The organism is Pseudomonas sp. NFPP25 (genome assembly GCF_900116505.1).
GTDB lineage: Bacteria > Pseudomonadota > Gammaproteobacteria > Pseudomonadales > Pseudomonadaceae > Aquipseudomonas > Aquipseudomonas protegens.
On record NZ_FPBG01000003.1, the window covers coordinates 346,154 to 358,430 of the forward strand.

Sequence of the window (12,277 nt, forward strand, 5' to 3'; positions counted from 1 at the left end):
CCCGGACTGGCTCCGGGTTTATTTTTGCCCGGCGTTCAACGGCCGGCAGCGCCGAGCTGTGGTTCGGGTTGGTCGCTCAAGGCTGAGGGCGCCAGTTGCGGCTCGCTGAGCTCCAGTACGTCCTTCATCAACTGCGGGTGGCGATCCAACAAGCGCATCAGCATGTACAGCGGCTGGGGCGCGCTGACTTCGCCGCGCTCGTAACGGGAAAAGGCATTGTGCCCGCCACCCGACAGCAGTTTGACCGCTTCCTTCTGCGAGAGGTGCAGCTTGCGGCGGATGCGCTTCATGTCGGCGGCGACGCTCTGCCGGTAATCCTCCAGCAATTGGTCGCCCGCGGCGGCGTAGCGTTCTGCGCTCGGTGCGTCGAATTCGATTTCACCGCATTCCTGGCATTCCCAGCCGGCCAGGCCATGGAGGTGACGCTGCAGATGCCGGTAGTCGATGAGCTCGCTGCGCTGCTCGAACGCCAGCATGCCGGTGGGAGCGCCGCAGCTGTAGCACTGTTGTCGTTTCATGCTTGTGCCTCCTTGAAGGAGATCACTGGAGGCCCTATGCCGGGGCGCTGGGTGATCTTGATGTAGAGCGTCCGGTTATCGATGCCGGTGTAATACACGTCCTGCCACACCCGGTGATCGTGATAGGTGGTCATCGATTTGTAGAACATGCTGCCCTGGAGTCCGGCTATCACTCGTTGCATGGCCGCCAAGGACAATCCGAGTTCCTTGCCGCAGAGCAACGCGCTTCGAGTGAAGGCTTGCGCCCCTTGCCGAACGACCTGTGCCTTGATCAGCGACAGGTCATAGTGAGGTGTTTTCTTTTCCATGAGACACCCTTGAGGCTGACTCGAAATTACCCTTAAAGGGTTTTTTGTCAAGGCCTGTTTGAAATGGCGAAAGTGCCTGCACCCGCCTAAAACGTTGAACTCTGGGAAAGGTCTGAATACCATGCCTGGCAATTCGTCCGATGATTGGATGAAAGAGTGAGTTCAATGAGCGAAATATCCCCCCTGATCAAACGTTCCCTGGTCGACCAGGCCCTGGAGCAACTGCGCCTGCGCATCACCAATGGCGCCTGGGTCGTGGGCCAGCGCCTGCCCACCGAACCGGAACTGGCCAGTGAGCTGGGCATCAGCCGCAACACCGTGCGCGAGGCCCTGCGGGTACTGGCATTTTCCGGGCTGATCGAGATCCGCCAGGGTGACGGCAGTTACCTGCGGGCGGTGGCCGATCCCTTGGACATGCTCCAGGCACTGTCCCAGTGCTCCCTGGAGCAGGCCCGGGAAACCCGCCACATTCTGGAAGTGGAGGCCGTCGGCCTGGCCGCCCTGCGCCGCACCGACGAGGACCTGCACGCCCTGAGCGATGCGCTGGCCGTTAGCGGCGGGCACTTTCATGGCGACCTGGAAAGCTACATCGCCTGCGACCTGGTGTTTCACCAGCGCCTGGTGGACGCCGCCCACAACCCGACCCTCAGCCAGCTGTATCGCTATTTCTCCAGCGTGGTCGGCGCCCAGTTGCGCCAGACCCTGACCGTGACCCCCAGGCGTCAGGAAGTCTTCGATCGGCACCAACACCTGCTGGATGCCATCGAGCAACGCGACCCCGAACGGGCCAAGAACATTTCCCGCCAGCTGATCAACGAATCCTGAGTCCGAGACCTCCATGTCCAATCAAACGGTACCTGCGAAAACCCCGTCCTCGCCTCGGCGTTCCGCCGAGCTCGAAGAGCTGCTGATCGACGCCGAGGCTGATGATGAAGAGGTGCAGCAGGCTCCACCGCCTCTGCAGCGCCCCTGGCTGTTGCTGCTGGGGCTGATCCTGGTGGCGCTGAACCTGCGTCCGGCGCTGTCGAGCATGGCGCCACTGCTCAGTGATGTGTCGCAGCACCTGGGGCTATCGGCCGCCAAGGCCGGGCTGCTGACTACCTTGCCGGTGCTGTGCCTTGGGCTGTTCGCGCCTTTGGCGCCGCTGCTGGCCCGGCGCTTCGGCGCCGAGCGGGTGGTGCTGGGCATCCTCATGACCCTGGCCCTGGGCATTGTGCTGCGCAGTTCCTTCGGTGAGGTCGGAGTGTTTGCCGGGAGCATCCTGGCCGGCGCCAGCATCGGCGTGATCGGGGTGCTGCTGCCGGGTATCGTCAAGCGTGACTTCGCCCGGCACGCGGGCACCATGACTGGGGTCTACACCATGGCCCTGTGCCTGGGTGCGGCGATGGCGGCGGGGGCCACGGTGCCTCTGAGCCAGCATTTCGGGGGCAGTTGGGCCATGGGGCTGGGCTTCTGGGTGGTGCCGGCGCTGGTGGCGGCCCTGTTCTGGTTGCCTCAGGTCGGGCACAAGCACGGTGCTCACCATGTGGCCTTTCGCGTGCGCGGCCTGTTGCGGGACCGCCTGGCCTGGCAGGTAACCCTGTACATGGGCCTGCAATCCTCCCTGGCGTACATCGTGTTTGGCTGGTTGCCGTCGATCCTGATCGGCCGTGGGCTGACCCCGACCCAGGCCGGGCTGGTGCTGTCCGGTTCGGTGATCGTGCAATTGGCCAGTTCTCTGGCGGCGCCCTGGCTGGCGACCCGGGGCAAGGACCAGCGCCTGGCCATCGTGATTGTCATGCTGATGACCCTGGGCGGCCTGTTCGGTTGCCTGTACGCGCCCATCGAGGGCCTGTGGGGCTGGGCGGTCCTGCTGGGCCTGGGGCAGGGCGGCACCTTCAGCCTGGCCCTGACCCTGATCGTGCTGCGCTCCCGGGACCCCCATGTGGCGGCCAACCTGTCGAGCATGGCCCAGGGCATCGGCTACACCCTGGCTTCCATGGGGCCGTTTGCGGTGGGCCTGGTGCACGACTGGACCGGGGGCTGGAACGCTGTGGGCTGGATTTTCGCGGTGTTGGGCTGCGGTGCGATCATTGCCGGGCTGGGCGCCGGTCGTTCGCTGCATGTGCAGGTGCAGAGCGAGAGAATCTGACGGGCCTTGCTTGCGCTATTTGCCCGGTAAATGCCGATAGTGTTCGCCGGGGTTGCGGATTATTGTGCTGCATCCCCCTTGCCCTTTCGGAGTCCGTTCATGAGTGATGCCCATCGCGCCCTGATCACCGAGTTCTATCAGGCTTTCCAGCGTCTGGATGCCGAGGCCATGAGCGCCTGCTACACCGAGGATGTGCTGTTCAGTGACCCGGCGTTCGGCGAGTTGCGCGGGCGTGATGCCGGCGATATGTGGCGCATGCTCACCTCCCGTGCCAAGGACTTTTCCCTGACTTTCGATCAGGTGCGTGCCGACTCGAATTCCGGCGGCGTGCACTGGGTTGCCACCTACCTGTTCAGCCAGACCGGCAATACGGTGATCAACGATATCCAGGCCCGGTTCGTGTTTCGCGACGGCAAGATCTGCGAGCATCACGATCAGTTCGACATGTGGCGTTGGGCGCGCCAGGCCCTGGGCACCAAGGGCCTGCTGCTGGGCTGGACGCCGCTGCTCAAGAATGCTGTTCGAGCCCAGGCGCGCAAGGGGCTCAAGGCCTTCCAGAGCGGTCGCTGAAAGCCATCCTCTGCTAAGATCGCGGCTTGTTATCCACAGGCCTCGATACCTTTTGTGACCAGCCCTCTTTCATCCTTCAGTGCCGAAACGGCGCAGCCTGCCACTGACGCCAAGCCCTGGTTCGTGTATCTGGTGCGGGCGGCCAACGGTGCCCTGTACTGCGGTATCAGCGACGACCCGGTGAAGCGCTTCGCCAAGCACCAGAGCGGCAAGGGCGCGCGTTTCTTTCTCTCCAGCCCGGCGGTGGCGCTGGTCTATACCGAGGCTTGCCGGGACAAGGGCGAAGCCTTGCGCCAGGAGCGGTTGATCAAGAAGCTCAGGAAGAGTGCCAAGGAATGCCTGGTGGCTTCGGCCACCGCCGCGGCATCAATCTGACTGATAGGTTCTCATCAGCCGGATCTGTAGGCCGTCCACGGATTGCGCGCTAAGCTCAGCGCTCTCCCTCTTCCGGCGGACCCCAGCATGTCAGAGTTGATTCTCCACCATTACCCGACCTCTCCCTTTGCGGAAAAAGCCCGCTTGCTGCTGGGTTTCAAGGGTCTGTCCTGGCGCTCGGTGAAGATTTCCCCGGTGATGCCCAAGCCCGACCTGACCGCCCTGACCGGTGGCTATCGCAAGACCCCGGTGTTGCAGGTCGGCGCGGATATCTATTGCGACACGGCCTTGATCGCGCGCCGCCTGGAACAGGAAAAATCCTCGCCTGCGCTGTTTCCCGAAGGCCAGGAAATGATCAGTGCGGCCTTCGCCGCCTGGGTCGATTCGGTAGTGTTCCAGCACGCGGTGACCCTGGTATTCCAGCCTGAATCCGCAGCCGTGCGTTTCGGCAAGCTGCCGCCGGAAGCGGTCAAGGCCTTCATGGCCGACCGTGCCGGGCTGTTCAGTGGCGGCAGCGCCAGCCGGCTCCCTCTGGAGGTGGCCAAGCATCAGTGGCCGACCCTCATGGCGCGCCTGGAGCAGCAGTTGCAGCGCGAGCCCGGGGACTTCCTGTTTGGCCAACCGTCGATTGCCGATATTGCCCTGGCTCACCCGCTGTGGTTCCTCAAGGGCACGCCGGTGACCGCGCCGCTGGTGGACGACTACCCGGCGGTTGCTGGCTGGCTGGCGCGGGTCCTGGGTTTCGGGCATGGCTCCTTCACCGAAATGAGCGCCGAAGAGGCCCTCGAGGTCTCGCGCAGTGCCACCCCGGCGGCGCTGCCGGATGAACAGTTCGTCGACCCCAACGGCTTCAAGGAGGGCCAGCAGGTGGTGATTGCCGCGACTGACTACGGTGTCGACCCGGTGGCGGGCGAGTTGCTGTTCGCCGGTACTGAAGAGCTGATCCTGCGCCGTGAAGACCCACGTGCCGGAGTGGTCCACGTGCACTTCCCACGGCTGGGCTTTCGCATCCAGGCCCAGTGATGCATATCTGCAGGAGCTGGCTTGCCTGCGAAGGTGTTCCCAGAGCGGCCGCCCCCTTCGCCGGCAAGCGAAACGGCTCCTAGGGCTTCAGCGCGGCCATGATCGCGTCGGGATCGTAGGTGCGGATCAGGGTGCCATTTACGTCCAGGATCGGAATCCCGGCACCGCCCAGGGCGGTGTAGGCCTGGCGTGCCGCGGCGTCTTTCTCGATGTCGAATTCCCGGAAGGGAATGCCCTTCTGATCGAGAAAGCGCCGGGTGGCCTTGCAGTAGCCGCACCAGTCGGTGGCGTACAGCACCACCCGGGCATGCTCGCGGGTCTCTTCGCTGACCATTGCCGAAGGGTTGAACAGCCGTTCGATCTTGCCCCAGTGCTGGTAGGTCACCACCACCAGCAGGATCAGCAGGAACTTCTTCAATACCCCCTGGAGCATCAGTTACGGCGCTTGAGCTGGTCGGTCAGCTGGGTGGGCAGGCCCTTGATGATCAGGGTCCCGGCTTCTTCGTCGTACTCGATCTTCGAACCCAGTAGATGGGCCTCGAAACTGATGGACAGGCCCTCGGCGCGACCGGTGAAGCGGCGGAACTGGTTCAGGGTGCGCTTGTCCGCCGGGATCTCCGGCGACAGCCCGTAGTCCTTGTTGCGGATGTGATCGTAGAACGCCTTGGGGCGATCCTCGTCGATCAGTTCCGAGAGTTCTTCCAGGCCCATGGGTTCGCCGAGCTTGGCCTGGCTGCTGGCGTAGTCCACCAGGGTCTTGGTCTTCTCCCGGGCCGAGTCTTCCGGCAGGTCCTCGCTTTCCACGAAGTCGCTGAAGGCCTTGAGCAGGGTGCGGGTCTCGCCCGGGCCGTCGACACCTTCCTGGCAGCCGATGAAGTCGCGGAAATACTCCGAGACCTTCTTGCCGTTCTTGCCCTTGATAAAGGAGATGTACTGCTTGGACTGCTTGTTGTTCTGCCATTCGGAGATGTTGATCCGCGCCGCCAGATGCAACTGGCCCAGGTCCAGGTGGCGCGACGGCGTCACGTCCAGCTGGTCGGTCACCGCCACGCCCTCGCTGTGGTGCAGCAGGGCGATCGCCAGGTAGTCGGTCATGCCTTGCTGGTAGTGGGCGAACAGTACGTGGCCGCCCACCGACAGGTTGGACTCTTCCATCAGCTTCTGCAGATGCTCCACCGCCACCCGGCTGAACGCGGTGAAGTCCTGGCCGCCGTCCAGGTACTCCTTCAGCCAGCCGCTGAAGGGGAACGCACCGGACTCGGGGTGGAACAGGCCCCAGGCTTTGCCCTGTTTGGCGTTATAGCTTTCATTGAGATCGGCGAGCATGTTCTCGATGGCCGCGGACTCTGCCAGTTCGGAATCGCGGGCGTGCAGGACTGCTGGGCTGCCGTCGGGTTTTTTGTCGATCAGGTGGACGATGCAATGACGGATCGGCATGGGCTTCTCGGCTGATTGAAGGGGGAGGGCGGGCTCCCCGAAAAAGTGCCCAGTGTACCGCACCCGCTGGTTTTGGCGCGGTTTGCCGGGTGATGAACGGCTCGGCGGTAAGGCTTATGCATTTTTTTACCGATTTAGAGCAATAAAGCTGACCAAATGGCTAGGTAGAGGCGGATATTTCCCCGTCTGTGTGCTAGTTTTGCCCCGTCTTACGCGATGTCTCAGCGTTAAGCGTGCATTCAGCATTTGTCGGGTCGAACCAAACCCTGATTTCGGTATCTATAACCCCGATCTGTCGTGGTTGTAACCGGGGTGCCAGATTCACAAGATCTGGCTCGATGGCTGACACTGCACTCTGCAATCCAAATGAATTTGATAGGGAAGGAACACCACAATGGCTATTACTAAAGACCAACTGATCGCTGATATCGCTGAAGCTATCGACGCGCCGAAAACCACCGCGCGTAACGCCCTGGACCAACTGGCTCAGATCGTTGCTGATCAATTGGAAAATGGCGGCGAAATCACTCTGCCAGGTATCGGCAAACTGAAAGTGACCGAGCGTCCTGCCCGTACTGGCCGTAACCCATCGACTGGCGCTGCCATCGAAATCGCTGCCAAGAAAGTTATCAAGCTGGTTGTGGCTAAAGGCCTGACCGACGCTGTTAACAAGTAATACTTGCAGTGAAACCGTGCTCAGAAGTTTTCCGGGCACGGTTTGTGTAACACCGATTCACGCAAGGTGAATCGTCCTTGAATCCCCCGCCTCTTTAGTTCTTCCTCATCCAGCGTTCCTGGCTCCAGGCCTGTTGCTGTGCCTTGTCCTTGAAGGTCCAGGCGACGAAGCGGCTCTGTTTCTGCCCCTGGGACATTTCCACCACCTGGCTTTCCAGGGCTCCGGCCTTTTTCAGCGCGCTTTCAATCGCCGGCAGGTTAGAGGCCTTCGACACCAGGGTGCTGAACCACAGTACCTGTTGGCCGACGCTGGCGCTTTCACTGATCAACTGGCTGACAAAGCGGATCTCGCCGCCTTCGCACCAGAGCTCCCGGGCCTGCCCGCCGAAATTCAGCACCGGCAATTTGCGCTTGGGGTCGGCCTTGCCCAGGGCCCGCCATTTACGCTGGCTGCCGCGGGTGGCTTCGTCCAGGGAGGCATGGAAGGGCGGGTTGCACATCGTCAGGTCGAAACGCTCGGTGCTGTCCAGCAGGCCGGTGAGGATCTGCTTGGGATTGCCCTGCTGGCGCAGGCTGATGGCCTTGTTCAAGCCGTTGGCCTGGACAATCGCCTTGGCCGCGGCCAGGGCGGTGCTGTCGATGTCCGAGCCGAGGAACTGCCAGCGGTAGTCGCTGTAGCCGATCAGGGGGTAGATGCAGTTGGCGCCGACGCCGACATCCAGGACCCGCACGGCCGCGCCACGAGGGATTTCACCCTGGTTGTGGCTGGCCAGCAGATCGGCGAGGAAGTGCACATAGTCAGCGCGACCGGGCACTGGTGGGCAGAGGAAGTCCGCCGGAATATCCCAGTGGGCGATGCCGTAGAAGGCCTTGAGCAGGGCCCGGTTGAATACCCGCACGGCGGCCGGGTCGGCAAAATCGATGCTTTCCTTGCCATAGGGATTGAGGATCACGAATTGCCCCAGCTCCGGGGTGCTCTTGATCAGTTGCGGGAAGTCGTAACGCCCCTGGTGACGATTGCGCGGATGCAGGCTGGCCTTTTCCCGGGGCGTGGCGGGCTTGGCTGGGGAGGCAGGCTTGGGCTTTTTGCGCGAAGGCTTGGGGGTGCTGGGGGCGGTCATGGGGGATCGATTCGGGGCTGGTTCAAAGTGGCGGGCATTGTCCCATATCTTGCGGCGTTGGGGCGGGAGGCTTCGCCGCCGGCAAGCCGGCTCCTGGCAAACCACCGCGTAACGCTTTCGCTGGCTTGCCAGCGAAAGCGATCTGCCGCCAATAAAAAAGGGAGGCCTTTGCGGCCTCCCTCTTTCACACTGCGCGAATCGCCGTTACAGGCTGGAGATCCGTGCGTGCTGCTCCGCCAGCTTGCCCAGGGCCTGTTCGGCCTCGGCCAGTTTGGCGCGTTCCTTCTCGATCACTTCGGCCGGGGCCTTGTCGACGAAGGACGGGTTGGACAGCTTGCCGCCCACTCGCTGCACTTCGCCTTGCAGGCGCTGGATTTCCTTGTCCAGGCGCGCCAGTTCGGCGCCCTTGTCGATCAGGCCGGCCATGGGCACCAGCACTTCCATCTCGCCCACCAGGGCCGTGGCGGACAGCGGCGCTTCGTCGCCGGCAGCCAACACAGTGATGGACTCGAGACGGGCCAGCTTCTTCAGCAAGGCTTCGTTCTCGGTCAGGCGACGCTGGTCTTCGGCGCTGACGTTCTTCAGGAACAGGGCCAGGGGCTTGCCCGGGCCGATGTTCATTTCCGCGCGAATGTTGCGAGTGCCGAGCATCAGGCCCTTGAGCCATTCGATGTCGTCCTCGGCGCCTTGGTCGATGCGGGTTTCGTTAGCCACCGGCCAAGGTTGCAGCATGATGGTCTTGCCGGTGCTGCCTGCCAACGGCGCCAGGCGCTGCCAGATTTCCTCGGTGATGAACGGCATGAACGGATGCGCCAGGCGCAGCGCCACTTCCAGCACGCGCACCAGGGTGCGACGGGTGCCGCGCTGGCGTTCAACCGGCGAGTTCTCGTCCCACAGCACGGGCTTGGACAGCTCCAGGTACCAGTCGCAGTACTGGTTCCAGATGAACTCGTACAGGGCCTGGGCGGCCAGGTCGAAACGGAACTGGTCGAGTTGGCGGGTGACTTCGGCTTCAGTGCGCTGCAGCTGCGAGATGATCCAGCGGTCCGCCAGGGACAGCTCGTAAGCTTCGCCGTTCTGGCCGCAGTCTTCGCCCTTGTCCAGTACGTAGCGCGCGGCGTTCCAGATCTTGTTGCAGAAGTTGCGGTAACCCTCGACGCGGCCCATGTCGAACTTGATGTCGCGACCAGTGGTGGCCAGGGAGCAGAAGGTGAAGCGCAGGGCGTCGGTGCCGTAGCTGGCGATGCCGTCGGCGAATTCGGCGCGGGTCTGCTTCTCGATGGCTTTCTGCAGTTTGGGCTGCATCAGGCCGGTGGTGCGCTTCTGCACCAGGGTTTCCAGGTCAATACCGTCGATGATGTCCAGCGGGTCGAGGACGTTGCCCTTGGACTTGGACATCTTCTGGCCCTGGCCGTCGCGGACCAGGCCGTGCACGTACACGGTCTTGAACGGAACCTGCGGCGTGCCGTCTTCGTTCTTCACCAGGTGCATGGTGAGCATGATCATCCGGGCGACCCAGAAGAAAATGATGTCGAAGCCGGTGACCAGCACGTCGGTGGGGTGGAAGGTCTTGAGGAAGTCGGTCTGCTCTGGCCAGCCCAGGGTCGAGAAAGTCCACAGCCCCGAACTGAACCAGGTGTCGAGCACGTCGTTGTCCTGCTGCAGGGCAACGTCCGGGCCGAGGTTGTGCTTGGCCCGTACTTCCGCTTCGTCGCGGCCGACATAGACCTTGCCCGACTCGTCGTACCAGGCCGGAATGCGGTGGCCCCACCACAGCTGGCGGCTGATGCACCAGTCCTGGATGTCGCGCATCCAGGAGAAATACATGTTCTCGTACTGCTTGGGCACGAAGGCGATGCGGCCGTCTTCCACGGCGGCGATGGCAGGTTCTGCCAGCGGCTTGGTGGAGACATACCACTGGTCGGTCAGCCACGGCTCGATGACGGTGCCGGAACGGTCGCCCTTCGGCACTTTCAGCGCGTGGTCGTCGACGCTCACCAGCAGGCCGGCGGCGTCGAACGCGGCAACGATCTGCTTGCGTGCTTCGAAGCGGTCCAGGCCCACGTACTCGGCCGGGATCTTGCCGTCGACGCTGTCGTTCAGGCTGCCGTCCAGGTTGAACACCTGGCAGGCCGGCAGTACGGCGGCGTTCTTGTCGAAGATGTTGAGCAGCGGCAGGTTGTGGCGCTTGCCGACTTCATAGTCGTTGAAGTCGTGGGCCGGGGTGATCTTCACGCAGCCGGTGCCGAACTCGGGGTCGCAGTAATCGTCGGCGATGATCGGGATGCGGCGGCCCACCAGGGGCAGCTCGACGAATTTGCCGATCAGGGCCTTGTAGCGCTCGTCTTCAGGGTTCACCGCGACGGCGGAGTCACCGAGCATGGTTTCCGGACGGGTGGTGGCGACGATCAGGTAGTCGTTGCCTTCGGCTGTCTTGGCGCCGTCGGCCAGTGGGTACTTGAGGTTCCACAGGAAACCCTTCTCGTCGTGGTTTTCCACTTCGAGGTCGGAAATCGCCGTGTGCAGCTTGGTGTCCCAGTTCACCAGGCGCTTGCCGCGGTAGATCAGGCCGTCTTCGTGCAGGCGCACGAAGGCTTCCTTCACCGCTTCCGAGAGGCCGTCGTCCATGGTGAAGCGCTCGCGGCTCCAGTCCACGGAGGAGCCCAGGCGGCGGATCTGGCGGCTGATGTTGCCCCCGGACTGATCCTTCCATTCCCAGACTTTCTCGAGGAATTTTTCCCGGCCCAGGTCATGGCGATTCTGGCCCTGGGCTTCGATCTGGCGCTCCACCAGCATTTGCGTGGCGATACCGGCGTGGTCGGTGCCCGGCTGCCACAGGGTGTTGCGACCCTGCATGCGGCGGAAACGGATCAGGGCGTCCATGATCGCGTTGTTGAAGCCGTGGCCCATGTGCAGGCTGCCGGTGACGTTCGGCGGCGGGATCATGATGGTGTAGGAGTCGCCCGCGCCTTGCGGGGCGAAGTAGTTCTCGGACTCCCAGGTCTGGTACCAGGAAGTTTCAATGGCGTGCGGCTGGTAGGTCTTATCCATGCGCGGCGGGACCCTATTGGCATTTATTCAGGAAAAGCCGGGAAGTATAGCGGAGGGGGGCGGCAGCAAGCCACCAGCGGCAAGCGACAAGATGGCCCGGCCCGGCTTTTGCGTGTGGCTTATGGTTTGCCGCTGGTGGTCGCTGCGAGCAGGCGTTCCAGGCGGGCGTCGAGGCGACGCTTGATCTCGGTTTCGATATGCGGCGCGAAGTCGTCGATCACGTCCTGCATGATCAGTTGTGCGGCGGCGCGCAGTTCGCTGTCCAGGTGCAGCAAGGCATCGGCGTTGTTGCTGGCGGTGGCAGGCTTGGCGACGGGGGCCGCCGCTGCAGGTGCTGGAGCGGGTGTTGCCGCTTGAGCCGGCGCGGGGGTGGCCACTTGCGCCGGGGCTGGCGCGGGTTGCGCCTTGGCGGGTGCGGCAGGAGCGGCTTGGGCAGCGGCCGGCTGCTGGTTGCCCACCATGTCGAACAGCAGGGGAATCTGTACTTCGCTGCTGACGGTCTCGGTCAGCAGTGGCGGTTGCAGGTTTTCATCGCCGAGCAGTTTACGGATCGACTCGAGGTCATCCAGCAGGTGCGCGGGCTTTTGCAGCGGATTGGGAGTGTCCATCGGGTGCTCAGAGTCGCTGTAAACGGTGATCTTGCAGAGGATAGCCCTGTTCGCGATAGAAACGGAAACTCTCGCGGGCCGCCTGACGAATAGCGGGGTCTTCCACCACCACCTCGGCAATCCGGGCAAAACGCGGGGCGAAGGCCGGCACTTTCAGGTCCAGGTTCACCAGCAGGTCATTGTGGGGGCCGGGGTCCTGGCCGAGGCCGAGGACGATCAGGCTTTCGGGTTCGCTTTCCGCCGGGCCGTGGGGGACGAAGGTTTCGCCCTTGAAGCGCCACAGGCGGGCATCGAGCTCGTCCCGTTGCTCTGCATCGCTGCAATGCAGGTAGATGCGGTGGCCCATGCGCCAGGCCTTGTCGGTGAGCTTGCAGGCAAAATCCAGGCGCGCCGCAGGGTCCGCGCTGGGAAGAATATAGAAGTCGACTTTGGTCATTGGGCTTCCTGAGCCGAGGAGGGC

Annotated in this window: 14 protein-coding genes; 6 read left to right on the plus strand and 8 right to left on the minus strand. The window is 63.2% G+C overall.

Annotated features, from left to right (window positions below):
• Nucleotides 1-35 precede the first annotated feature (35 nt).
• Together BM382_RS13620 and BM382_RS13625 are read right to left on the minus strand one after the other, a co-directional pair.
• The gene (locus BM382_RS13620; protein ID WP_072443073.1) at nt 36-518 is read right to left on the minus strand and encodes a type II toxin-antitoxin system MqsA family antitoxin; all 483 of its coding nucleotides are present in this window, start codon (nt 516-518) and stop codon (nt 36-38) included.
• On the minus strand, nt 515-826 hold the full coding sequence (locus BM382_RS13625) for a type II toxin-antitoxin system MqsR family toxin (protein WP_011059404.1): 312 nt from the start codon (nt 824-826) through the stop codon (nt 515-517). The genes BM382_RS13620 and BM382_RS13625 overlap by 4 nt, the downstream gene beginning before the upstream one ends.
• Nucleotides 827-991: 165 nt before the next feature.
• Between BM382_RS13625 and BM382_RS13630 the strand changes: the two genes are divergently transcribed.
• The 5 genes from BM382_RS13630 to BM382_RS13650 all read left to right on the plus strand — a co-directional run bounded on the left by BM382_RS13630 (nt 992) and on the right by BM382_RS13650 (nt 4,925).
• Nucleotides 992-1,651, plus strand: a complete 660-nt coding sequence (locus BM382_RS13630; RefSeq protein WP_065364583.1) for a FadR/GntR family transcriptional regulator — start codon at nt 992-994, stop codon at nt 1,649-1,651.
• A 13-nt stretch (nt 1,652-1,664) separates the two neighbouring features.
• A complete protein-coding gene (locus BM382_RS13635) occupies nt 1,665-2,957 on the plus strand; it encodes a CynX/NimT family MFS transporter (RefSeq protein ID WP_053156472.1) in 1,293 nt (430 codons plus the stop codon).
• A 99-nt stretch (nt 2,958-3,056) separates the two neighbouring features.
• Complete coding sequence (locus BM382_RS13640; protein ID WP_072443075.1) at nt 3,057-3,527, plus strand: nuclear transport factor 2 family protein; 471 nt, start codon at nt 3,057-3,059, stop codon at nt 3,525-3,527.
• Nucleotides 3,528-3,581: 54 nt separating this feature from the next.
• The gene (locus BM382_RS13645; protein ID WP_072443077.1) at nt 3,582-3,902 is read left to right on the plus strand and encodes a GIY-YIG nuclease family protein; all 321 of its coding nucleotides are present in this window, start codon (nt 3,582-3,584) and stop codon (nt 3,900-3,902) included.
• A gap of 87 nt (nt 3,903-3,989) precedes the next feature.
• Nucleotides 3,990-4,925, plus strand: coding sequence for a glutathione S-transferase family protein (locus tag BM382_RS13650; protein WP_072443079.1), 936 nt, complete (start codon nt 3,990-3,992; stop codon nt 4,923-4,925).
• A gap of 79 nt (nt 4,926-5,004) precedes the next feature.
• Here the strand turns inward: BM382_RS13650 and BM382_RS13655 are convergent, their stop codons facing one another.
• The gene (locus BM382_RS13655; protein ID WP_011059410.1) at nt 5,005-5,358 is read right to left on the minus strand and encodes a glutaredoxin family protein; all 354 of its coding nucleotides are present in this window, start codon (nt 5,356-5,358) and stop codon (nt 5,005-5,007) included.
• Nucleotides 5,358-6,362 carry a nucleoid-associated protein YejK gene (gene yejK, locus BM382_RS13660; protein WP_011059411.1) on the minus strand — a complete coding sequence of 335 codons (1,005 nt, stop codon included), beginning with the start codon at nt 6,360-6,362 and terminating at the stop codon, nt 5,358-5,360. The genes BM382_RS13655 and yejK overlap by 1 nt, the downstream gene beginning before the upstream one ends.
• Nucleotides 6,363-6,756: 394 nt before the next feature.
• Here yejK and BM382_RS13665 point away from each other — a divergent pair, with 394 nt between their 5' ends.
• Entirely contained in the window at nt 6,757-7,038 is a 282-nt protein-coding gene (locus BM382_RS13665; RefSeq protein ID WP_003440137.1) for an HU family DNA-binding protein, read from the plus strand.
• A 94-nt stretch (nt 7,039-7,132) separates the two neighbouring features.
• Here BM382_RS13665 and rlmF read toward each other — a convergent pair whose 3' ends face one another.
• The 4 genes from rlmF to BM382_RS13685 form a co-directional block, all read right to left on the minus strand.
• On the minus strand, nt 7,133-8,158 hold the full coding sequence (gene rlmF / locus BM382_RS13670; protein ID WP_019094758.1) for a 23S rRNA (adenine(1618)-N(6))-methyltransferase RlmF: 1,026 nt from the start codon (nt 8,156-8,158) through the stop codon (nt 7,133-7,135).
• Between the two features lie 204 nt (nt 8,159-8,362).
• On the minus strand, nt 8,363-11,209 hold the full coding sequence (locus BM382_RS13675) for a valine--tRNA ligase (RefSeq protein ID WP_011059413.1): 2,847 nt from the start codon (nt 11,207-11,209) through the stop codon (nt 8,363-8,365).
• 119 nt (nt 11,210-11,328) lie between these two features.
• Nucleotides 11,329-11,817, minus strand: a complete 489-nt coding sequence (locus BM382_RS13680) for a hypothetical protein (RefSeq protein ID WP_053156481.1) — start codon at nt 11,815-11,817, stop codon at nt 11,329-11,331.
• Nucleotides 11,818-11,824: 7 nt separating this feature from the next.
• Nucleotides 11,825-12,253 (minus strand): DNA polymerase III subunit chi, encoded by a 429-nt coding sequence (locus BM382_RS13685; protein ID WP_015634262.1) that lies wholly within the window; start codon nt 12,251-12,253, stop codon nt 11,825-11,827.
• Between the last annotated feature and the right edge of the window lie 24 nt (nt 12,254-12,277).

Excerpts from the sequence above, each read along its gene's own strand:
- BM382_RS13630 (WP_065364583.1), top strand. The coding sequence starts at position 992 with ATGAGCGAAATATCCCCCCTGATCAAACGTTCCCTGGTCGACCAGGCC.
- BM382_RS13665 (WP_003440137.1), top strand. The coding sequence starts at position 6,757 with ATGGCTATTACTAAAGACCAACTGATCGCTGATATCGCTGAAGCTATC.
- BM382_RS13635 (WP_053156472.1), top strand. The coding sequence starts at position 1,665 with ATGTCCAATCAAACGGTACCTGCGAAAACCCCGTCCTCGCCTCGGCGT.
- BM382_RS13675 (WP_011059413.1), bottom strand. The coding sequence starts at position 11,209 with ATGGATAAGACCTACCAGCCGCACGCCATTGAAACTTCCTGGTACCAG.
- yejK (WP_011059411.1), bottom strand. The coding sequence starts at position 6,362 with ATGCCGATCCGTCATTGCATCGTCCACCTGATCGACAAAAAACCCGAC.
- BM382_RS13680 (WP_053156481.1), bottom strand. The coding sequence starts at position 11,817 with ATGGACACTCCCAATCCGCTGCAAAAGCCCGCGCACCTGCTGGATGAC.
- BM382_RS13640 (WP_072443075.1), top strand. The coding sequence starts at position 3,057 with ATGAGTGATGCCCATCGCGCCCTGATCACCGAGTTCTATCAGGCTTTC.
- BM382_RS13655 (WP_011059410.1), bottom strand. The coding sequence starts at position 5,358 with ATGCTCCAGGGGGTATTGAAGAAGTTCCTGCTGATCCTGCTGGTGGTG.
- BM382_RS13625 (WP_011059404.1), bottom strand. The coding sequence starts at position 826 with ATGGAAAAGAAAACACCTCACTATGACCTGTCGCTGATCAAGGCACAG.
- BM382_RS13650 (WP_072443079.1), top strand. The coding sequence starts at position 3,990 with ATGTCAGAGTTGATTCTCCACCATTACCCGACCTCTCCCTTTGCGGAA.
- BM382_RS13620 (WP_072443073.1), bottom strand. The coding sequence starts at position 518 with ATGAAACGACAACAGTGCTACAGCTGCGGCGCTCCCACCGGCATGCTG.
- BM382_RS13685 (WP_015634262.1), bottom strand. The coding sequence starts at position 12,253 with ATGACCAAAGTCGACTTCTATATTCTTCCCAGCGCGGACCCTGCGGCG.
- rlmF (WP_019094758.1), bottom strand. The coding sequence starts at position 8,158 with ATGACCGCCCCCAGCACCCCCAAGCCTTCGCGCAAAAAGCCCAAGCCT.